Origin of the sequence: Streptomyces sp. NBC_00162 (assembly GCF_024611995.1) — a bacterium.
Classification (GTDB): domain Bacteria; phylum Actinomycetota; class Actinomycetes; order Streptomycetales; family Streptomycetaceae; genus Streptomyces.
The window spans coordinates 307,471-329,636 of record NZ_CP102510.1 but is presented as its reverse complement, the minus strand read 5'-3'; the positions used below and the strand labels follow the sequence as shown (position 1 = coordinate 329,636).

Annotated in this window: 14 protein-coding genes and 2 CRISPR repeat arrays; all 14 genes read right to left on the bottom strand. The window is 68.2% G+C overall.

Going from position 1 to position 22,166, the window contains the following annotated elements; all coding sequences use genetic code 11:
• Positions 1-45 precede the first annotated feature (45 nt).
• Positions 46-330: a hypothetical protein gene (locus JIW86_RS41095; protein WP_257559828.1), complete on the bottom strand. Its 285-nt coding sequence runs from the start codon at positions 328-330 to the stop codon at positions 46-48.
• A 258-nt stretch (positions 331-588) separates the two neighbouring features.
• Positions 589-1,080, bottom strand: a complete 492-nt coding sequence (locus JIW86_RS41090) for a lamin tail domain-containing protein (RefSeq protein WP_257559827.1) — start codon at positions 1,078-1,080, stop codon at positions 589-591.
• A 946-nt stretch (positions 1,081-2,026) separates the two neighbouring features.
• Positions 2,027-2,789: a CRISPR direct-repeat array (repeat unit 29 nt; unit sequence GGGGACATCCCCGCGTGCGCGGGGAGCAG).
• A gap of 83 nt (positions 2,790-2,872) precedes the next feature.
• The gene (gene cas2e, locus JIW86_RS41085) at positions 2,873-3,220 is read right to left on the bottom strand and encodes a type I-E CRISPR-associated endoribonuclease Cas2e (protein WP_257559826.1); all 348 of its coding nucleotides are present in this window, start codon (positions 3,218-3,220) and stop codon (positions 2,873-2,875) included.
• A complete protein-coding gene (gene cas1e / locus JIW86_RS41080; RefSeq protein ID WP_257559825.1) occupies positions 3,217-4,179 on the bottom strand; it encodes a type I-E CRISPR-associated endonuclease Cas1e in 963 nt (320 codons plus the stop codon). Before cas1e ends, cas2e begins: the two co-directional genes overlap by 4 nt.
• Before the next feature lie 3 nt (positions 4,180-4,182).
• Positions 4,183-4,887, bottom strand: a complete 705-nt coding sequence (cas6e, locus tag JIW86_RS41075) for a type I-E CRISPR-associated protein Cas6/Cse3/CasE (RefSeq protein WP_257559824.1) — start codon at positions 4,885-4,887, stop codon at positions 4,183-4,185.
• Positions 4,887-5,633, bottom strand: a complete 747-nt coding sequence (gene cas5e / locus JIW86_RS41070; RefSeq protein WP_257559823.1) for a type I-E CRISPR-associated protein Cas5/CasD — start codon at positions 5,631-5,633, stop codon at positions 4,887-4,889. Before cas5e ends, cas6e begins: the two co-directional genes overlap by 1 nt.
• Positions 5,630-6,841, bottom strand: coding sequence for a type I-E CRISPR-associated protein Cas7/Cse4/CasC (cas7e, locus tag JIW86_RS41065; protein ID WP_257559822.1), 1,212 nt, complete (start codon positions 6,839-6,841; stop codon positions 5,630-5,632). Before cas7e ends, cas5e begins: the two co-directional genes overlap by 4 nt.
• Complete coding sequence (gene casB, locus JIW86_RS41060) at positions 6,838-7,569, bottom strand: type I-E CRISPR-associated protein Cse2/CasB (protein ID WP_257559821.1); 732 nt, start codon at positions 7,567-7,569, stop codon at positions 6,838-6,840. The genes cas7e and casB overlap by 4 nt, the downstream gene beginning before the upstream one ends.
• Complete coding sequence (casA, locus tag JIW86_RS41055) at positions 7,566-9,218, bottom strand: type I-E CRISPR-associated protein Cse1/CasA (RefSeq protein ID WP_257559820.1); 1,653 nt, start codon at positions 9,216-9,218, stop codon at positions 7,566-7,568. The genes casB and casA overlap by 4 nt, the downstream gene beginning before the upstream one ends.
• A complete protein-coding gene (cas3, locus tag JIW86_RS41050; protein ID WP_257559819.1) occupies positions 9,215-12,088 on the bottom strand; it encodes a CRISPR-associated helicase Cas3' in 2,874 nt (957 codons plus the stop codon). Before cas3 ends, casA begins: the two co-directional genes overlap by 4 nt.
• A 416-nt stretch (positions 12,089-12,504) precedes the next feature.
• Positions 12,505-13,081: direct repeats of the CRISPR family, unit length 29 nt; unit sequence CTGCTCCCCGCGCATGCGGGGATGAACCC.
• A gap of 128 nt (positions 13,082-13,209) precedes the next feature.
• Entirely contained in the window at positions 13,210-14,487 is a 1,278-nt protein-coding gene (locus tag JIW86_RS41045) for a DUF2399 domain-containing protein (RefSeq protein ID WP_257559818.1), read from the bottom strand.
• Entirely contained in the window at positions 14,484-18,248 is a 3,765-nt protein-coding gene (locus JIW86_RS41040; protein WP_257559817.1) for an SbcC/MukB-like Walker B domain-containing protein, read from the bottom strand. Before JIW86_RS41040 ends, JIW86_RS41045 begins: the two co-directional genes overlap by 4 nt.
• 473 nt (positions 18,249-18,721) lie before the next feature.
• Positions 18,722-20,089: a TIGR02678 family protein gene (locus JIW86_RS41035; protein WP_257559816.1), complete on the bottom strand. Its 1,368-nt coding sequence runs from the start codon at positions 20,087-20,089 to the stop codon at positions 18,722-18,724.
• On the bottom strand, positions 20,086-21,654 hold the full coding sequence (locus JIW86_RS41030) for a DUF2397 domain-containing protein (protein ID WP_257559815.1): 1,569 nt from the start codon (positions 21,652-21,654) through the stop codon (positions 20,086-20,088). Before JIW86_RS41030 ends, JIW86_RS41035 begins: the two co-directional genes overlap by 4 nt.
• Positions 21,655-22,166: the final 512 nt, after the last annotated feature.

Genomic DNA, 22,166 nt, shown 5'->3' with positions numbered 1-22,166 from the left:
CACTCATCCTTCCATGCAGCCGTTCAATGCGGGCAGTGCCGGGGTTCAGCGGTTGGTGGTGATCCACCGTACGAGGGCTGCGTTGGTCGTGTCGTCGAGTGAGGACAGGGTGTGGATGGCTTCCAGGTCACCGGGGAGCGGTGGGATGCCGACGGTAGTCAGTGCCACGTGCAGGTCCAACCGTCGCTCGTCCACGGGCTTCAGCGACCAGGCGAGGCGGGGGTCGGATTTCGGCCTGAGTGCCTGCGGATGCTGTTCGCCGCAGGAAGGCTCGCCGGTGTCTGCGCCGGGGAAGCGGTAGGGGTCAAGGTCCAGCTGAGGGGCCGTCACTTCGGACGGGCAATACTGCCAGAACTCCACAAGGAATCTCCCGGGGTCGGGTGTCGCTGCTGCTTCCAGAAAGTTCGGGGCTCCGCCTGCAGTAGGCCGCCCGCGTGTGCCGCAGACATGGAGTGCAGGCTGACGGGTCAGACACGTCAGGCGCCCAAGGTGGTCGGGGGTTGCGTGCCGCGGCTGGTGGCCGCGGCACGCGGTTGCTGCTGATGGCTGGCAGTTCACTGTCCCCGACGGTGTGGCTGCCGGTTTGGGTTAGCGGCGGTGGTTCTCGTGGTGCCCGTGGTGGCTGCGGCCGCCCCAGGACTCGGTGTCGATGACGCGGCCGCGGTCGTCGCGGAGGGTGGCGGTGTCGCGCTCGTCCCAGATCTGGTGTCGACGGTCCTGGTAGACGTCGTGGTGGGTGTCGCGGCCGTGTCCGGTGTGGACCCTGACGCTGGAGCGGCCGTCCAGGCGGAGGTGGTTGAAGCGGTAGCGGTTGCCGTCGCGGTCGGTGAGGGTGAAGTCGCGCAGGTCGACGGAGTGACGACCGGTGTTCTTCACCTCGACCCATTCCTGGTTCAGGGCGCGGTTGTCGCGGCCGTGGCTGTCGTTCTGGACGTCGCCGATGACGATCGAGGAGTGCGGGCCTCGGTGGCCGCGCCGGTCGTCGTCGTGGGCGGCGGCCGGGACGGCGGCCGCGCCGACCAGGGCGCCGGCGGCCAGCACCGCGGTGAGAAGACGGCGAGTGGCGAGAGAAGCAGACATAAAGACGACTCCTTCAACAGTCAGCCCAGCCCGGCCTCGTACAAGCCGGGCGGACTCCGTACGGTTCCCGGCGTCCTTGCCGAGGAGCCACACTCTGGCCCGCACCCACCACTAACCGCCACAACCTCGGACTCACGTTGCCCAATGCGGACATGTCCGTAACTCTCCCTTGCAAGATGCAAGCGTCAGGTCCAGTTGACGAAGTCGGGGCGGGAGGTGGGGGCAGCCCGCCCGATGTCGAAGCAAGGAAGTTTCAGCCACATAAGCAGTTCATTCACGCCATGCCGTGTGCTGTGCGCCGAATGGGTTCACGGCTCTGTAACAGGCGCTTCTGCCGCTTCTTCGCACCGAGTTGCGCACCACCGCTCTGTTGTGCGGGTGCGGGTGACGGCTGGCGCTTCGGCGGCCAGGTAGAACGCCGGCCAAAGGGCCCAGCCTTGCCGTACGGGCTCTGGTGATGCGGGTTGGGTGACGTCCCCCGTACCGCTTTCGGGAGATCCCGCTGCGTGGGCGGGCCGGTCGGAGCAGCCTGGAGATCGTGAACCGGCCAACCGACGGCCCGATCGCGCGCTACGGGGAGGGACTGATCGTCGTGGACAGGGCGCCGGTCGCCTCGGCAACCGGCCGCCAACCCCGCCAGTAGCGGCGCCCCGCGCTTCCTCACCCGCTCAGAAGGGAAATCCCGCGAAACTGCACGCCATCGAAACGTCCCGCCGGCGCCTTCCAGCGAGGACTCACCGATCGCGAGATCCAGACGGTGTGCCGTCGCGCCTTTTGACGCCGACACCGAGGTCCTGGACGCAACCGAGGTGGGCGGCGGCGTGTCCAACACGACGTACCGCGTCGACCTGGCCGGGCAGGCGGAGCCGGTCGTACTGCGGTCCCCGCCCGAGCCAGACCGGCAGTTCCGCTCCGAACGGCCCTCGACCTGGCCCACCGGGGCCGAGAGGCCATCCCCTCATGCGCGGGGAGCAGGGGAACTCGATCAGCTGCTCGTTGGTAATGATCGGGGGACATCCCCGCGTGCGCGGGGAGCAGGTGCTTCCGGCGACGGTCGGCCTCGGAGTCGCGGGGACATCCCCGCGTGCGCGGGGAGCAGCTGTTCGGCACCCTCGAGAAGGTGACTAAGGCGGGGACATCCCCGCGTGCGCGGGGAGCAGGCCCGCGTCTACACGCAGGAGATCACCCCGCCGGGGACATCCCCGCGTGCGCGGGGAGCAGCGAACGGGCACACCTCAGTGCCGCTTGTCCGCGGGGACATCCCCGCGTGCGCGGGGAGCAGGACGTCGCTGAGGTTCACAGAGGCCCTCCCCGGGGGACATCCCCGCGTGCGCGGGGAGCAGTCTTGTCTCCCTCGATTGCCTGCCCCACGAAGAGGGACATCCCCGCGTGCGCGGGGAGCAGTAGATCTCCGGGAACGTGGGCTCGTCGGTGTAGGGGACATCCCCGCGTGCGCGGGGAGCAGACCAGCGGCACCCGCCCGGCCGCCTGGCCCGGGGGGACATCCCCGCGTGCGCGGGGAGCAGAGGGGCGCACCCGATACGCGCGTCGGGCTACTGGGGACATCCCCGCGTGCGCGGGGAGCAGCCGGCTGCGGCTGCTGCTCCGCGAATTTTGCTGGGGACATCCCCGCGTGCGCGGGGAGCAGTTGAGCGCGGTGTCGAGGTCGAAGCGGTGGGCGGGGACATCCCCGCGTGCGCGGGGAGCAGACTGACTGACCTGGGGCTTTACGGACGGCAACCCCGGCTTTGACTCAGTTCTTTCGATTCGCGTATATGGGATGAATCGTCTCCTATCCACTCCCGAAGCGTCGTCGCTTCGCGGCCTTGCTCCAACCCTTGGTCGCCGGCGAAGGGGCGGCTGTGCGGTCATTCGGGCGGTGGATCAGTGTGACGCCCTCGTGGTCCTTGGGACTCCACTTGTGGTCGTGGGTCTCGAAGGCGAAACCTTGCTCGTTGTCCGAGCTGTACGCCAGCAGAGCCCGGCCATTGCCTGCGTACTGACGTACCTCCGCCCACAGCGTCTCCCGGATCCGGGCTGATGGACCGCCGATGAAGACACCTGGTGAGATCTCCAGCAGCCAGCGGGTGAGAAACCCTCGCAGGCCGACGGGACACTGGGTCAGGACGATCACTGTCACCAGGTCACCTCCTCCGCGTAGTTGCGGCCTGCGGGTACGGCAACGTCGCGATCAGACTGAAGCATCACCCGGTCCAGGTGTTCCGAGGGGTCGGAAAGAGCCGGGTTGTCCGCCTGCCCGACCAGCAGCAGCCCCTTGATGTCGTTGACGCATCGGTCGAGGAGGCGGGCCTTGTTGATCCTGTCTCTGAGCGCACGCCGTGTCCGGGAGCCGACGTCCTCACCGCTCTCGGCCGCTACGTCGAATGCGAGGGGGATGCCTATCTCCGTCTTGTACAGGTCGGCCACGTCCAGGACGAACGACAGTTCGTGGCCGGAGTGCACGAAGCCGAGCCCGGGAGAGCAGCCCAACGCCGCCACGACGGCGTGCGTGATTCCGTACATGCACTGGGCGGCTGCCGTGACCGCCTGGTTGGGCGCGTCGCCTGCGCTGAAGTCGCCGGGGACGTACTGCCGGCCACGCCAGGGAATTCCCGTTCGTTGCGCCTCGCGGCGGTAGCAGTCCTTGAGGCGGCGGCCCTCGCGCCCGAGAAGTTCCTGCCGGGTCAACCCTGAAGGGTCCTCGTCCGGAAAGCGCAGCCGATACATGGCGCGCGCCACCTCCAGGCGGGTTCGCTGGTTCGCCCAACGGGTGGCCTGTGCTTCCAGAAGCGTGGCGGAGCGGTTCAGGGAGCGCCCGCCCGCGTAGTAGCGGACGCCCTGTTCACCGACCCAGGCCACGGCGGCACCGTTCTCGCCGAGCACGCTCATCGCCTGGTGGGTAATGCGGGTGCCGGGCCCGAGGAGCAGTGTTCCGATGGTCGCCGACGGAATGTGAGTGGTTCCCTCGGCGTCCTCGGCAGTGATGGCGTTGTCTTCGCGGTGGATCGTGCACCGCTCGAGGTAAATGAAGGAGATCCGCTCCGCGACACGCGTGAGCTCGCGCGGGGACGCCGTACGGCGCTGAGCAATGTTGGCCATGCCTCACACGGCCTTGGCGAGAGTCATCAGTCCGCAGCCGTACGCCTTCGCCTTGCCCAGGCCCAGTGTCAGTGTCCGTCGAAGCGCCTCGGGGTCGGTGACCTCCAGACGTCCGTCGAAGGTGACGGTCACTAGGGGGACGCGGTTGGCCCGGCCTCCCTGTGCGTCGGTCTTTTCGAAGCGGTGCCTGCGCTCGTCGCGGACCGTCAGCTGGAATTCATCGCCCTGCGGCAGGCGCCGCCGCTCGGGCGGGGTGTCCAGGATCCGGAATCCTGCGGCCTCTTGCCGGGCGAGCAGCCACCCCATCTGGTGCTGGGGCGTCACGTGCGCAGTGCGCTTGGTCGGGTCGCCGTCCTTGCGCCGGATGTGATGGACGGGGTTGGCAGTCAGGCGGAACGCCCAGGTGCCGCCGGCCTGCAGTCCGCTGAGGAAGGCTCCGTAGTCGTATGTCTGCCAGGCGGCAGTCGTGGGCCAGCCAGCCTGTTCCACCAAGTGCGTGAGGTCGGGGCGTTCCTCGCTGACGATGTACAGCAGGACCTCCGCCTTGGCGTTCCGGTCGAGCCGCCACAGTGTCCGGGAGCTGCTGGTGTCGCTGGGCAGTGCCCCCGCGAAGGAGGACATCACGGCAGCGTGCATGCGCTGGGGTGATGCGAGGAGGCTGCGGGCGCCGAGCCGCGCGGTGTTGATTCGGAAGCGCGTCAGGTGCATCAAGGACCGTCCATCGGGGACAGCAGGGCCTCGGGTTCGTGCCGAGGTACGGGGACAGGGGTGCGCCGGTTTGGGACGGGTGGGCTGAAACGGGGGTTCGGTACGTCGACCGACGTGGAGACGATGCTGCGCAGGGCATAGCGGCGGTGGCGCGGGTCAAAGCTGACCGGCTGGTCCCTGAGGGTGTCGCCGAGGCCGCTGCTGGCCGTGCTCTCGCCGAGGATGGTCAGGGTGACCAGCGGGTCCCGGCGGCGCTGCTGGCGGTACCACTCGAACGCCTGCCACTCCTCTGCTTTCAGGGCCTCGACCGGATCGCCCGCGTCCCGCACGCCGAGATCGACGGGCCCCTGCGGCGGGCAGGAGCGGCGGCCGAGGTAGGGGAGGTAGACGGGAGCGCGTACTGCTGCGTGCAGCTTCCGGACCAGATCGTCGTCGCCGGCGACGGCGGCGACGAAAACCGCGTCGGCCAGGTAGAAGCGCTCCGAGACGGGCATCGCCTTGTCGGTGTCTGCGTGGTGGGCTGTCTGAAAGTCCCGCAGGCGGGTACCGGGCTGATCGATGCGTACAGCGAAACGCAGCGCGGCGAGGTCGGAGAGGTCGGCGCTTCGGTCGCGCCCGAGAGCCGCGGCGAGCAGACCGGTCACTCCGCTCTTGGTGGGGGCCGTCTCAGTGGTGCGCCGGGCGAACCGGGCCGAGGCCCCCCACGACTGCAGGGGGCCCGCCAGGCGCAGTGTCAGAACGCTCATCCACGCTTCCCGAGACGTTCCGCCACGGCCTCGCCTACCTCGGTGACCAGTGGGCGCAGGTCCACCTCGGCGCCGAGCGGAGCAAGATCAGCCGTGTGCTCGCCGACGCGCAGGATCCAGGTGCGGTCGGCGGTGGCTCCGAAGGCCTTCTCGACCGCGGGGATGTGATCCGCCAGCGCCTTGCAGGCAGCGCGAACGTGGCCGTCGCCGGTGTCCTCCTGGACGACCGGCTTCTCAAAGGCCCCTACGAAGCTGACGGGCCGGGAGGAACGCAGCTTGACGATCACGGCGTCGGGGAGGGTGTGATTGCCGAAGGTGTTGGCCTTGCCGGTGGGCATCGACATCGCGAAGCCCTCGATGAAGGCCTCCACTGCCCGCCGCACCGGCTCACCGGCGCGCTCGCCGTCCGCGAGGCCGGCGTCCAGGTTCTTGGCCAACAGGTCGATGTCCACGGCGGCGTAGCGGTAGAGGGTGGCGGAATTGAAGTCGATCGTGCCGATCATCCCGGCGCCCGGTTCCGCACTGGTGTTCTGATCGTCTACGGCCGTGAAGTAGTCCGACTCCATGTCCACGGCATGCACGCTCAGGGCGTGGGCGACCTGAGCCGCCGCGTCCACGTTGATGTCGGACGCATCGGCCACCATGCGGCCGAAGAGCGCGATGTCGACCGAGTGCCGGGTGGCGGCGATCTGCTTGGCTCGCGCTTTGTTGTCCTTGTCCTTCACGAACACCTTGGGCTCGGTCCCCTTGCCGATGCCCTCGATGGCCAGGCTTGCCAGCCCGTCGAGCTGGTGGGCGCTGAGGAAGAGCAGGTAGGAGGACTGCGGGGCTTGAGGGTCGGCGGGTTCGTCGTCCTTGCCGTCCTTCCCACCCGATTTCCGCGAGGGCGTTTCGATCTTCGCGCCGGTCGCCGCCTGAATGATCTCGGCGGCCATCGGCCATACCTGTTCCGCCTCCAGCGAGGGCTCGAGGACCGCAATCCGCTCCGTCAGCGCCTCGACCACCTTCTTCGTCCGAACCCCCAGCTCAGCCGGGTCCAGCAGGTCATCGAAGGCCTTCCTGGTGGCCCGCTTCCACGCCTGGCTGGAGACCCTCGAGCGGCGCACCCCACCGTAGACAGCGCTCTTGGGGGCTCCTGTGTCGTCACGGTTGAGATTGCTCGGCGGGACGGTCTGCAGGATGTGGACGTCAAGAATCGTGCGGCTCACGCGTTTTCCCTCATCTCGTTCGCGGCGGTCTCAGGCTGCACGGCGGGGACGTCCCCGCCCTTCGCCGTGCTGGAGGCCGGGGGGCGGTAGGCGTGGAAGCTGCGTCCCCAGGCCTGACGAACCTGGCTCGGCCCGCCCGGCTTCTGCCATGTGTCGAGTTGCTCGGCGAGCAAGCCGTAGTCGAGGGGAACCTCCGCCGTCCGCAACAGGACGACCAGGTCCCGCAGCCTCTGTGCCATCACCTCGAGCGTGGTGGCCGTCCCCGCGCGTACGAGTCGCTTGCGGATCGGCTCGTCCGAATCGGTCCCCGACATCAATCGGCGCACCGCCGCTCCCATGGATGGCCCGTCGGCGACGTGCATGCGCTTGGTCCGGTTGGACTGCTGATGCAAGGCCCACAGGGTGACGGCTACGTGCGCGGCGCGCTCGGCACGCAGCGCCTCGGCCTCCCCAGCAGGCGCTTGCCGCTGGGTGAACCGGACTTCGTGGAACTGTTCGACGCCGACCAAGCCCCACAGGTCCGGCATTTCCGTGGCCTGACGACCGACGCCGCGGCGCAGGCGGGCAAGGGCCTGCACGGCGTGGGAACGGTCGTTGAGGTAGTCGACCTGCAGGGTACGGATGTGCTGGGTGACGGCCTGACGGAGCGGACCGAGCTGTTTGACCGGCTCGTGTTGCAACTTCTGCGACCGGATGGGCGCCGGAATCTTCGGCGCGGTGTCGGTCATGGAAATACCCCCTTGCTGTTGTCGGCTCCTTCCAGATCTGGCACTAAGCCGGCCCCGGACTCATGGCGCAGGGGAAAGGCTTTGTTGAGCCGGGCGTGGAAGACCCGCTCGGATGAGGCGTGGTCCAGCCAGCCAGTCTCACCTGCGTCTGCCAGCTGCCTGTCGGCCGTCTCCCGCAGGATCCGGTAGGCCGTCCGCTGCCAGTTCCTTCGAGCCTCCCCCGCATCCTGCGTGTCACCCAGGCCGGCCAGCCACTGCCGATAGGGGCCGTCCAGCAGGCCGAAGCCCAGGTCCCGGACCGTCTCACGCGGCGCCTCCGGGTCACGGCCTGCCGTCCGGGCGAGATCGGCCGCCAGGTCACCCAGAGCCCCGACCCCGGCGTTGCTGTCCTCGACCGCCCCCAAGGCCTCCGTCGCATACCGCTGGTCCTGCTCGTGGAGCAGGACCACCGACATCGTGACGCCGTCATCAACAACTTCATCGATGACCGACTGCTGAGTGCCGTACCTCGCACCGACCAGCCGGGGCCTGATGAACATCTCCCGGGGCAGCAGACGCTCGTACGTCAGCTCGGCGATCCACTTCAGAACCCCCGCCCGCAGATACGGAGCAGGTTCACTGCGCTGGGCAGTCCTCTCCTGTCCCTGAGACATGAGCAACGAGGCGAGGCTGCGCCATGCGGCGCGCGAAGGGTCGTGTTCGCGGGGCATGTAGACCGGCGAGCGGCCCAGTCGCTTCTCCTGCGGCTTGCTGCGGCGCCAGCCGCTCATCGGCTCGTACAGGTGCCTGTCGGCCGACGCCAGAGGATCTCCGTACGACAGGACCACGCCGTGGACACCCTGATCGTCATGGTGGAGCCGGATACGCCGCGACTGCCACGTGTACAGATCCCGAGGACCGGTGGGCCGCGACTCCAGGCCCTGCTGCACATCCGGCCCGCAGGGCTCCCGCCGCCACGCCGGTCTGTCGTCCTTGCCGACGGTCAGCGCGGACGCGTCGGAAGCCACCAGGTTGAGCAGGAGAGTCTGCTGGAGGCTGTCGCCCTCCACGAAGACGCCTCCCAGGTTGCCGGCCCATCCGACACCCTGCGGATAGCCCTTGCCGCCCTTGACCCGAGGGTCCCCCACGGCACCCGATTTGATGCCGGACGTGTCGAAAGCGTGGGCATGTACCACCCAGCGCGCCGCCTCCGCGAACGACAGCCGGTCCACTCCGGGCTGGCGCATCGTGAAGAAGGGATCGCCGTTGGGGACGTCCGCGACGATGCGGTTCAGCGATGCCACCTCGTCCTTCTGCGTCCTCAGATCGGAGACTTGGAAGAACGGCCGGGCGGGATGGAGAAGATCGAACCTCTCCCGATGCCGATCGAGATACAGGGGGATATCGGCGAAAGGCTCCGGGCTCTCGTACAGCTCCTGCCAAGCCTCGAGATCCTCCGGCCCCTCCACGGCATCGTGCAAGATTGCCAATAAGAGCCTCAGCAGGGCGAATTCCTGTGAAGGCACGTCCCCCACCAGTCTCCGCACATCGCCGGCACAGGCGAAGACCTCCTTCAGCGACAGCTCCGTGGAAGTGCCGTCGCGTAACTGGACGGGCACCCACGGACGGGAGACCAGGTCGAAACTGGGCACGCCCTTCACCAACTTCACGTCCTGGCCCCAGCCGGATTGATCTCCAGCCCATCGGCCTCGCTGTAGTGGACCTCGAAGCCTGCCAGCCGGGTCTGACAATCCTCGTCGAGCACAAGAATCAGTTCACCGGCCAGCCAGTGGCACTCCGGTCTCTGCCACACCTCCGGCCCGAATCTCTCGAGCTCCTCGATGGCACGGTCGATCACCCACGGTTTGGAGAAGTGGTACGGCAGACGCAGCGCGCTGGCTGCAACAGCCCGCGCGATATGGGGTGGTGGCACCGCGTCAACAGGTACCTCCAGCCCTCCCCTCCCCCAGTCCAGCCAGGGCAGCGTCGCGTACGTGCCATCGCCGCGCCGCTGGATGACGAGTACTTCCAGACTCTCGTCACTGTCCCGCACCTGAGCTCGGCCGGCCCTGGTGCCGTCCGCGTCACCCACACCGGCGTCGATCCAGCCGACCAGGGAACGTCCCGGCTTGCGGACCTCCGCAAGCCGGAAGACCTGCGCAGCCCGCTGTTGTCTGACGACAGCAATCTCGTGCTCCGTCAACGCCTCAGCCATCGCATCCACCCAGCCGTCCTGAGGGGCGGCAGCCCTGTCCGCGTAGGCGGCCTGAACCAGCAGGCTGATGTCGTCCGGGAGCACGACCGGCAGCGTCTTCCAGTGCGGGAGCAGCACCGCCAGGGACCGCAGCAGGGCATGCCGACCGTAGACAGACACCGAACCGCTGACCGGCGCCGGGGGTAACGCCCCCCAGTCGACACCTGTGACCAGGCATCGCGGCGTCCGCAGCCGGGCCGGGCGTTCACACTGGCCCCGCCCACGGCGGTGGCGGTGGAGCCGTCCCATCCGCTGCAGGACGAGGTCGACAGGGGCAAGATCGGTCACCAGAACGTCGAAGTCGATATCGAGCGACTGCTCTGCGACTTGGCTGGCAACCACGACGTGCGGCCCGGCAGGCCGCGGACCCGTGGGACCAAACCGGGCGACGAGATCGTCGTCCTTGCGCGCCCGGTCCACATCGAGGAAACGGGAGTGGGCAACCGTCACCGCCCCCGGGCCGAAGCGTTCACGCAACACTGCTGCCGCCTCGAGAACACGGTCAACGGTGTTGCGGACCACCAGCGCGCAGCCGCCCCCGGCCAGCTCGCTCTCGAGCCGGTCCGCGAGTGCTCCCAGGTCGTCGCCCAGCTGCTCCATCTCAACCTCTGTACGGCGGTCGGCTGCTGCTTCGGGACGGCTGATGACGGATTCCTGACCGGGGGTGACGACGCTGATCAGTGGATAGGCGTCGGCTTCCTCCAGCTCAGGACGCGGATCAGCCTCGCCGGCGTAGGCCTCGGCCAGCCGGCGGCGGCGGCCTGCGGGCAGGGTCGCCGACAGCATGACGACGGGAACCTTGTACGCCCCGAGCCAGGACAGCACACGCTCCAAGTACTCGTTCATGTAGGCGTCGTAGGCGTGGACCTCGTCGATGACGACGATTTTGCCCGCGAGAGCAAGATGCCGAAGCGCAAGATGCCGGCTCTTGAGCCCGGCGAAGAGAAGCTGATCGATGGTGCCCACAACGAACGGAGCGAGCATGCCCTTCTTGCGTCCGCGGAGCCACTGATGGGCGACGAGCTGAGAAGAGGCGGCGCACGTATCGTCTCGCCGTGAGGTGGTGACATCGGAAACCGCATCCAGGTCGACCGCGGCAACAGTGCGGGCCCCCGCCCTCATGTCCTTCGCGTAGTCGTCGTTGAGCGGGCCCTTCGAGTGGGCCAGGAACACCGTCAGATCCACATCCCCAGGCAGACGCTCGAGCCACCGTCTCGTGCGCCCGTACATCGCGTTCGATGTGGCACGGGTGGGCAGAGCGATGAAACAGCCTCCCACCCTCGTCCTCGCGGCGAAGACTTCTGCCACCGCCAGGGCGGCCTCTGTCTTCCCCTCGCCCATCGGCGCCTCGATGATCATCAGTCCCGGCGAATGCGCCTCCCGGGCAAGGCGCACCGCCTCCTCCTGCAAAGGCCGGATAGAGGGCAAGCCGAAACGAGCGGCGAAGAGTTCCTGCGCCGTCCCCTCTGGCACCTGCGGTGACCAGGGCCGGGGAAGGCCGATGCCGCGCCATGCGGCGTCGATACGGTCAGCCTCATCGCGGTGCCGGTCCTCAGGGAACAGCACGAAGAGGTCCGGATTGCTGGCGATCCAGTCGGCGAAAATGACCAAGGCGGATAAGATGACCTGGACAGGCTGCGACAGCCTTACCGCCCGCCACTGCGAAAGGCGCTCCCGCACCCCGTACGCCGCCGCGCATGCGTCGAGAAGTTCACTCTGCACAGCACGCCAGAGGACCTCACTGAGGCCTGGTGTCCGCAACAGTTCACTGTGCCGGCGCAGGTCATGAAACTGCTCGTGTGCCGGAGGCAGACCGTGGTGCCCGCCCACAGGCACGGCAAAGGACATGACATGCCGGGGCGGCCAGTCCTGCTGCTCCAGCCACTCCTCCAGGAGGACCTGCCCGGCCAGACCATGCGGCGCACGGCTGCGCGCAGCGCCGAACTGCTTCAGCGTGGGCATCTTCAGCCCCAAACGGTCCATTCGGCCTGCCAGGACGTCAACCTGACAACCAAAGGCCGGTGTTGCCTTGCCTATGTCGTGGACGGCGGCGAGCCAGACGACCAGCAACCTCCCGTCCTCGTCACCGCCAGGCAGGTTGCCGGCCACGAGGTCCCGCAGATGACGCGGAGCCCATGCGTCCCACAGTCGCCCCGCCATGGCTGCGGAGTCGGCCATGTGACGCCACAACGGCAGCCATTTCTCCGTCTTCCGGTCATGCTTGGCCCACACGGAACGGGCCTCGGGTGTGAGCTTCGCACTCCAGTGCGGCGTACTGTCTTGCATCAGATCCCCCTCCGAGCCCCCCTCGTCGGGAGTGAACCGCGGACGAACGCCAGCACGAACACCATCACCACAGTGACCCGGATGTCGGCATCCATGGGCAGTCGGGATCCGGCTCCTTCTGCCAATACGGCAACGAGAAGCACGGCCAGCGGCCTGGGCGGCCACCAGCTACGTCGACACCGTAGTGGAACCGACTTTCCTCCCGCAGCAAGTCGCAAAGGGAGCCTGCAGCGAGATCTCTCCACACTCCGCGCGGCCAGTCACTACGGTCGTGGCAGCCTGAACGAGAGAGCGTCCGAACCGCTCCCCGTGCACGCGGGGATGGTGACACAGCAGCCTCGGTGTCCGGATTGCCGGATTCAGAGGAAGTGCTGCAAACCAGCCTGCGACCGTCGTAGAGTGCCAGGTCAGCCAGCCTGCTCCCCGCGCATGCGGGGATGAACCCGAGCCGTGGGGCGTAGCCCTCGACTACGCCGGCTGCTCCCCGCGCATGCGGGGATGAACCCGAGGCCGGATCCGCCGAGCTCGCCGAGTGGCACTGCTCCCCGCGCATGCGGGGATGAACCCCTGGCGTCCTCGATACCCGGCCCGAGTGAGACCTGCTCCCCGCGCATGCGGGGATGAACCCGGGCGAGGACCAGGAGTAGGTGACGCTGGAGGCTGCTCCCCGCACATGCGGGGATGAACCCTCCGGCCGGGGCCGACTTGCATCAGCAGCGTGCTGCTCCCCGCGCATGCGGGGATGAACCCTAACCCCCACGCCCCGCGCCGCTGGCCGGGGCCTGCTCCCCGCGCATGCGGGGATGAACCCCTCCCGCTGGCCTCGCGCGGCCCGTCTACCGACTGCTCCCCGCGCATGCGGGGATGAAACCCCGATCCAGGGCCGGATGCCGACCCGCAAGGTCTGCTCACCGCGTACGCGGGGATGACCCCGAGTACGCCGCGATCCAGGCCGCTTGGTGATCTACTTCCCGCGCATGCGGGGATGATCCCCGCGTTGCCGGGAAGGTTCGTTGGCGACGATGCTCCCCGCGCACGCGGGGTGCAGTTTTCGGTCGTACTCGCAGGCTAGGCGATGCCTCAGGAGCACTCTGCGCTGGGAAGTGCTGTTGACCAGCTGATCACGCCTCGATTAACTCTGGTCGGCCGTCAGCGATGTCAGCGAGTAGTTTGACGAGCAGATCCTCTTCGTACACGGGGGTGGACTGGGTCAGCATCGCAGTAACGAGAAACGGGTCCCAGGGGGCGTCGGACTCCTGGAGGTGAAGTATGTCGGTTCCCTTGGGAGCGGCTTGAAGGTAGTCAGCTGCGCTCATTCTCCATGGGAGCGCGGTTGGTGCGGCTGCGAGTAGTGCTCGCATGTGAGCCAGACCGGCTTGGTCGAAGTCGGCGCGGATGGCGATCCGCCATCCAGCGGTGGACAGCGCGCCGATTGCTTGGCATTCCAGTTGTGAGGGTGTGCCGGCCGTGCAGATCACGCGGGGTGTCCGGACCCCGTCGTTGGCCAAGGCGTGGTTGCTTGCTGCGGCGAGCACGGATGGGTTTTCCGTGACGAAAGCCCACTCGTTGTTCTTGTCGGGTGGTTGCCAGGTGATGTCGGCAAGTTCTCTGGGAGGCAGGGCGAAGGTCGCGCCAGGGGGAATCTGCCATCCACGTGGTGTGACTCCGGTGATGATGAGTCCGCCAAGCAGGTCGTCGCAGTCGACTCCAAGATGGACCCAGCTTGAACGCCCCCTTGTGGCGGATGTTCCGGTCAGCGCGAGAACTAAGGCGGGCAGTGTGCCCGCGTCGAGGGCGTGGGGATTGCCCGGCACGAGGATTCGGCGGTCGATGCGTCGGCCGGGTGGGGGTAGGCGGGCGGCCACCTGCAGGGCCTGGGTGAGCAGCGTTTCCGGGTCTGGTGTCTTGAGCAGGCGGGTGATCCACCCGAGCTTGTGTAGGCGTGTGAAGGCGGTGGCCGGTTGGATGCGTTCACGTACGTGGTGGGGTAGGTCGGCTGCGGAGTGTTCGAGGAGGGAACGGATCCGGTCGGAAGCGGCCGTGTGCTCGGCGCGGCTACGGGCCTTGGCTGCCAGCCTTCGGTTGCAGGCATGGGCAGCGACGGCGCCGGGTGTAAGCGCTGGTCCGCGGATGGCCACGGCAGCGGCCAGTTCCTCCAGGTTGAGGCGACGTCGCTGGCCGGGCTCTGGTGGCCGTCCGCCGATGAGGCCGGTTGCCGCAGCGCACTGGGCTGCCGAGACGGGCAGCAATACCGTGACCGGGGTGCCGGAGGTGAGTGTCTCGTCCCCTCGTCGGTCGGCTGCTGCCGCCAGGGCTTGCCATAGCCAGGTGAGTTCGGGGCTGAGCAGTGGGACCAAGTCGGCCTCTGCGCAGGCTCCGTTGCACAGCGGGCAGTTCATGAGGGACTCCCGGCCCGAAGTTCGGCGTCGGTGTTCCCGGGCAGGTCCTGGCCTGTACGGATGAGCATCGGGAATGCGACGACGGTTCCGTCGGCACCCGCTTCGAGGTCGTGGGCATCGATGCCGTCCCACGCGCCGGGTGCGCCGTCCCACAAGTAGGAGGTGCACAGGATGTCCAGGTCGAGTTCGGCGAGGTAGCGCGCCAGGCCCTCGCGACCGCGTTCGTCGACCTCAGCGGGGACTTCGTCAAGGGGGACCAGACGCAGTGCCGTGGCGGGGTAGCGGTCGTAGTAGGCGGCGATCGCAGCGAGCATGGGCGCCAGGACGACGAGTCGTCGTTCGCCTCCGGACAGGCCGGTGCGTGGGCCCCACCGACCGGTGACCGGTTTGCCGTCGGAGCCGGGGCGTTCCACGAGGTAGTGGACATCGACCCAGTTGCGGATGTCGACTGCCGCGGTCAGGCGTTCCTCCATGGTGGTGCCGTCGGCCGCGGCAAGTAGGGACCGCAGCGCCTGTCCGACCTGGTCCTTTTGCGTTTCGGTGCGGACGGCGTCGCTGATCTTGCAGCACAGTTCGTACACCGTGCGGGTGGCGGGGTCCAGGTCGTCACGCAGGTTGATGTGGACTTGGACTCCGACTCCGGAGGATGCCTGGGCTGCACGCATCTTGCGGTTGACCGTTTTTGCCCACCCTGTCAGGGCGGTCCAGGCGGTTCCGATGGCGGCAGGCAGGCGGCCAATGACGAAGTCACGGAGTGCGGCAGCTTCTGCGGCGTCGAGTGCGGCTTTGGCCCGGCCTGCGAGGTCCTGCGCGCGGGTTGCGGCGCTGAGGGGGTCGTAGTCGGTTTCGGCTTGGGTGAGGACGAAAGTGTCTAGCTGCTCGAGTCCGGTGGGTGTGTCGTCGCGGGCGATGGTCCATGTCTGGGCGAGTTCGGCGCGGATGGTGTCGTAGCGTTCGCCGAGGGTTTTCTTGGAGGCGGTTGGCCGGCGTCGGAGGAGTTCTTCGACGGTGTCGAGGAATTCCGGGCCGTCAGTGGCGTTGGGGAGGCGGCCGGGACCGGCTTCGATCGCCCGGGCGAGTGGGGCCCAGGAGAGCAGGGTGGCCAGATGCGCGCGTGTGGTTGTCTGGTGTGGGTGTGCGTCGTTCAGTCGCTCTCGGGCGGAGTTGAGTTCGCTCTCGCGGGTACTGAGCTTCTTCTCTGCTTCAACGACCTGTGTTCGGGCCGATTCGAGACGCCGGTGGAGGTCGTCGGCCCGGTCGGTGGCTGCCTCGAAGCGGCGTGCTGCTTCCTCGGCGTCGCCGTGGGACTGAGCCTCGGTGAGTTCGGCCGTGGTCTCAAGGACTGTGGTGTGAGCGCTCTGGGCGGTGTGCTGGAGGTCGGCCAGGCGTTCGGCGAGGGCGGTTTCGTCGGGCAGGGTCTTGAGGACCCGCTCAAGCCGGGGCAGCAGACGTGTAGACAACTGATCCGCGGCTTTCACTAGTGCTTCAGCCCAGGTCCGGCCGTCTGCACTGAGCCTGTCGAGGGCTGCGGGGTCGGTGGGCAACTGCATGCTTCGGGCGCGGACTGCCCAGTCCATCCGCAAACGGGTGTGCTCGGCGGCGGCAGCGTCGGCATACTCCCGGAGCGTCCGTGCGGTGGTATGCCGCTGGTCTGCCTCTTTCGCTGCGCTGGCGCGCAGTGCCTCGGTCTCGGTCAGCTCGCGCCGGCACGGGAATGCCTGGGCCTGGGCGCGGATGTGGTTGCGCTCTTGGCGGCACTCGGCTGCGGCGTTGCGCTCGGCCGCGGCGCTGGCCTCGAGTTCTTGGGCGGCTGCGTCCAGCTCGTCGGCTTTGGCCTGGGCCTGGGCCAGGCGGGTGCGGGCGCCGATGTGGGAGGCGGGTGGAACCTGGCTGTCGGTGGCCTGTAGCGCGGCGACGGGATCTGCCCCGAGGGGGCCGGTGGTGAAGGTGCCGTCGCGTCCGATGACGATCGCAGCGAGGCCGTGGTGGCCAGGTGCGGTGTCGGTCAGTGCGATGCGCTCCACGACGGCGCGGGCGAGGGCCGTGTGCGGATGGTCGTGCACGATGTCCAGGACAGCGGTCAGGTTAGGCTCCGGGACGGTGCCCGCGGGGCTGATGTGCCAGGTGTGGTTGGTGGCTCCACCTGGGTGCAGGTGAGCGCTGAGGACTCCGGAGGTGGCCAAGGCCAGCTCAATGAGTGCCTTCTGGTCGTCTGAGGCATCGAGTGCGGGATGCCATTCGAGTAGCGCGCCGAGCGCGGTGTCGTCCTGGCCGGACCCTGCCCAATGCGGGCGAGGCAGTGGCAGCAGCTGCCCGGAGCGCAGTCGCCGGGCCTCGCCACGGTGCTCCGCGGCCGTGGCGTCCAGGGTGGCTGCGGTGGCCTGGTGCTGCTTGGCTGCGCTTTCATGGATGGCTGCGAACGCTTCACCGATACGCAGGGCCTGATCGGCCCAGTCGTTGAGCTGGTCGCGGACCGTCGAAGGTTCGGCTGCGGTGAGGGCGTGGACGTCGTCCGCGTCCCACACCGTTTGCTGCTCCCAGACAGGTTCCGCCTCTTGGCGCAGGCCGCGGAGATGGGGATGCTCTTGGGCCCATCGGGCGGTATCGGCGAGGGACTGGTGGGCCACTGCGCGGGCCGCTGCGGCGGCGATGGCGAGAGCTTGGGATGCCTCGTCGTAGGCGGCTTCGACGCTGGCCGCGGTGTGGTCAGCAGTCGCTGCTGATTTCTCTGCTGCTGCGACGGATTCGTAGTCGCGCAGGATGAGCGCGGCCCGGTCAGCTGCGGTCCGGTGCGCTTGTGCCGTGTGCGTCCAGGCGGTGGCGAGCTGGTCGAGTCCGGCACGGTCATGGGTGAGGGTCAGTCCGGGGCCCGGGTCGATGACGAAGTCGGCGACAGGCCGGGTCGCGCGGGCGCGGGGGTGGTGGGTGAGCAGGGTGGCCAGCACTGTCGGCTGGGCGCCCGCGGCCGCTGCGGAGGCAGAGAGGTCGGCGATGTCGCCGATGACGTCTTCAAGGGCTGCTTGGCCGTCCTCGGTCTGCTTTCGTGCCTGGTCAGCCGCGGAGTTGAGCCTGTCGTAGCTGCTGGATGCAGCGCTTTGCTCGGCTTTCAGCCGCTTGCGCAGGTCCATGACACGGCCATGGGACTGGTAGGCGTCACTGGTTTCGATGGCGCGCGCGGCGGCCTGGGCGACGCGGTGGTCTTCATTGAGCCGTTGAGCAGCAGCGCTGACCTGTTCGGCAGCGGCCCTCGCGTCGTCGAGGCGGCTGGTGCACTTCCGGACGTGACGGGCGCATTCGGCGGCTGCGGTCTCGGCTTCACGCGCGGCGGTGTGAGCGGTGCGGGTGACATCGACGACGTGCCCGGTCCATACACGGGCGAACTCTGCGAGCAGGGTGGCGGCGTGATCGTCGCGTTCGAAGGCATCACGGGTGGTGTCCGATTCGGCGAGTGCCTCCGCTGTCGCTTTGAGGACGTCTCCGTCCACGCCCGGCAGGGACTGCCGTAGTGCGTCGGCGGCCGCGGACGGGGAGACGTCGCCCAGCAGGGTGGGGTTGCGTACTTCCCGCAGCCGTGAGGCGAGTAAGCGCAGCTCACCAGGGGTGGTGGACCAGATGTGGTGTGCCAGGTGCTCGATGTAGTCGTCGGGTTCGGTGAAGACGTGACCGCTGGCTGCCCCCACGAGGGTGGAGAACTCCTCGTGTTCCAGCGCGCCGCCTTCGGGAGTACGCAGCGCCAACTCCTGCAGGGGGCGGCCGGGCACGGTGAAGGGGATGACGCGGACGGCCGGGGTGGAGCTGGGCGAGTACTGGAGCCGGACTCCGAAACTCACAACTTCTTCGACGGTTGCCGCCGGCTGCTGAGCGCTGTCCGCTGCGGGTTCGCCGGACGGAGCCGCGAAGGTCAGCCACAGGTATCCGTAACGGCGGCCCTTGGCCGGGGCGCCTTGGCTCATCAGGAGCTTCAGGGTGGTGGGGCGCGATTTGCCTGCGGCGAGTCTGGCGGCATTCAGGTCCAGCAGGTAGGGCCACAGGGCCTCCAGCGCTGTGGTCTTGCCGGTCCCGTTGGGTCCGCGCAGCAGCAGGCGTCCGGAGGCCGCCGGGAGGTCGAGGTCGCCGTAGCGCCACACGTTCGACAGACCGGCGCCGACCAAGCGCCAGCGGCCGCCGAACCGGTGGGGGCTACCGGAGGGCGGCAGCGGTTGCGGTGAGGAGAAATCGAGATCAAAGATGTCGTTCAACGCGTGCTTTCCTCCGTCATGTCCCCGACCTTGGTGTCGCCGAACAAGCCCTGCTGGACTGCGATGTGCGGGTGACGTTCCGCGGTTGCGGACCTGGACGAACGAGAACGGCCGCCCTTGGGATCCTGGTTGCCTCCTTGCGCCCACCGGCCAGCCGTGGGAGCGAACCACCACGCCGCTGCACCTTCCTCGCCGGCGCGCGAGCCGCCGTAGTTGAGGCGGGCCAGGTGGGCGCCGACCAGAAGATCACGGACCTTGCTAGCAAGCAGCACCGGGTTATGGGCGTACTCGGCTCCCCAGCCACCCCTGCCACTGGCGTTACCGTCGGCGAACCCCGTCAGTGCCGCCACCACCTGGTCCTCGGTCATGCCGCGCCAGCCCGGCCCGGGCCCATCGCCGGTCGTGCCATGCAGGGCAGCATGGTCGAGCAGCAGCAACGCTGCGTGATTGACGGTGCCTGGGGCGGGAAAGGGCATCGGGCCGAGCTCGTGCAAGTGCCGGTATGCCTCATCGGGCACGACGAACGCAGCTCCCTCCGCGCGTCGTTCCAGTACCAACCCGAAGGCATCCGCCAGCGGACCGCCGTCGTCGCCCCGCACCCGCTGGCTCAGCCACTGCGCCTCAGCTTCATCGAGCAGCGCGACATGAACGCAGGTGTCATCCACCAGGGCCCGGCGCATCCGGCGGGCCGCGTCCGGTTCGCGCTGCACCTGCTCAAGCCATGCCTGCGGGTCGGCAGCAGGGTCGACGGCACCAGGATTGGCGACGACGTAGGCCAGCCGGGTGTGATGGATGGCGAGAAGCACGGGCGCGTGATCGTCGTGCAGATATCCGTCGAGGTCGCCGTCGAGACGCTCGACCACGCCACGTTCGTCGAGCATGCGCAGCGCAGCAACGATGGCTCGGCGCTCAGCGATGTCATGACGCGCAGGTACACCTGCTTCCGCGGCGGCACTGTGCGCCTGGGTGACCAAGTGCCCAATCGCCGTACGCGGCGGCATCGACTCAGCGGCTGCGAGCAGCAGGAAGAACCAGGAGCAGGCAGCCGGGCTCGGACCCTGGGCCGCCCACGCTGCCGGGCGTGGCGGGGGGCTCTTCCGCAGACGCACCAGATCACGTTCGATGACCAGCACCCATCCCAGGCGCGCCACCGCCGAGCGCAGGACATGCTCGTTGCGACGCACCGCCGCGATCAGTGCGTCATCGCGGCTGCCGACCAGCCACGGGTGAGCGGCGAGGTGACGCAGCAATGCTGCCGTCTCGGCATCAGCCTCGGGACGCCAGGCCCGCCGCCGGGCCGGGCGACCACCAGAGGCTCCCAGGTCCCTCTCACGTTCCGGTACGGCGCTCTCCTCCTCGTTCATGCTGCTCCTTCGTTCAGGGGGACGGCATGCGTCTCGCGGCCGAGCTCATGAGGGCCTGTCCGTGGAGCGATGCGCAGCGTCGCCCGCTCTGAGACGTCATCCGTCACGGCACTGCCCGCGACAGCAGAAAGTGCTGCGGGGGAAGGGCGGCAGCCAGGCAGATGAAACAACGGGACACGGCCGGGCAGAAGTACCCGCCATGCAGGGGCGCGCAGGACACCGACTCCCACTCCCGTGTGAACAAGCGTGCAGGCAAGCCCCCCGCTGACCCCGGTACGGCGCGGACCCCTCGCAGCGGCCCGGGCCGCTGCCATGAGAGCGGCCAACGCCACCCGGGCATCCGCCTCTTCCAAGCCCCGACCGGGAACCGACGCCAGCACCGCGGCGACCGCACGCGCATGCTCAGCCCGGCGCCGCTCCCGCTCGTGAGCCACCTGCAACCTGACGACGCTGTCGTCCCGCGGGGCAGCGCCCCTGCCCCGCGGGCCAGAGCGGCCAGCAGTGCGCAGCAGGCTCGGCACCGGCACCTGCGGGCCGCCCCGCCAGGACGGGTTGCGGCCGACGTCGTCCTCGTCAGCTTGGCCATACAGCTTGCGCCAGGAGTGATCACCCAGCGCGGCCTGGAAGATCTGCACGCCGATCTCCGGTGTCAGCACGGCGCGGGCCAGCGCCAGGGCCCTGGTACGGGTGGAGGCGGTCCCCGATGACGAGTGCAACCGACGCAGGTTCGCGTGCATACTCGGCACCGTCCGTACCAAGCGCAGTGAGAACCGCGCCGCGCGTCCGGTATGACCGTCGAACCAACCGCGCAGTCCCTCCCAGTCCTCGACTCGGCCTCCGCGGGAGGCGCTGAGGGCACCAGCGACGATGAGGTCGCGGGCCTGGGATGCATCGATGGCGGCCTGCGCCAAAGTGGCGAACCACGGCTGCAGCACAGCCAGCGCTTCGGCCGCGCGTGCCGCACCGGAATCGAGTTCGGCCGCGACGCGGGTGGCGTAATCGACAAGTAGGCCCTTGAGGTCACTGGTGCGTTCCTCGTCCAGGTCGAACCTGTCGGCCAACCTCAGCAGCGCATCCTCGGCACCCACCAGAGCGGCGTCAAGATCGTCATGGCTGGTGAACACCGCGTTCGCTGCATCCAGAATCGCTGCGTCCACACGGCCGGCAGCGGGCTTGTCGGATCCAAGGCTCGCGGCGAGTTGCTCAAGGTGGGAGACGAGACGGCCCAAGGACACGATCGGGATTTCCCGCACCGTCGCCGTACCAGCCAGCACTTGACGGTAGAAGCGCTGCACGTGCCGGCCCGCGGGGCTGGCGGTATAACGCCAATTTCGAGCAAGGATCTCCGCGTAGCGGCGTGCATGTGTGGTGTCCGACCGTACTGAGACCGCTCCCATGCCCTTGAGGGCATCCAGACGCGTCTCGACCAGCCGGAGCTCCATACGAAGCGGGCCCCCGGACAGGGCTGCCGCGATCTCGGCAACGGTCAGATCAGTCACCGATCCCTCTAGTACATCCATGATTGCGATGTACACGTCGGCTTCGGGCCGCACCAAGTACTCCACGACCTGACGAGCATCGGCCGCACCCTCTCCAACGGCAGGTTCCGGTTCCTCAGCTGCCACCACTCCCCCATCCACCATGCCGCGGGCCAGCCGTCCTGGACCTCCTTGTGGAAAGTAGATGCCGCCACTGACACGACGTCCTGGAGAACCGTTAATTTCTGGCGGCTTCCCTGCCTCTCACGGCTGGAATCCACCGGCATCCCCTAAGGGCGTGCACCAAGGGGACAATCGGCCCGCTCCAGCATCAAGCGGCGAACTAGACCGCCATTGACCTGCACAGGGCAGCAGCCAGGATTAAGAAGCCGGATCAACTCGACTCGAAATGAACACCCAGCGAGCGGACTGGCGATCACTGGAGGCTCCGCATCAATTAGGCCAACTTGAAGCTCTACACGGGCGGCCTCGATAGCTGAGCCAAAGAACCCCAAAAGAATTCGATAATTAGTGCGAATTTGAGGATTCTGGATGCCATCCGGCCGAAGAGCAAGACCTCTTCAACCGCCCTGGCTAAC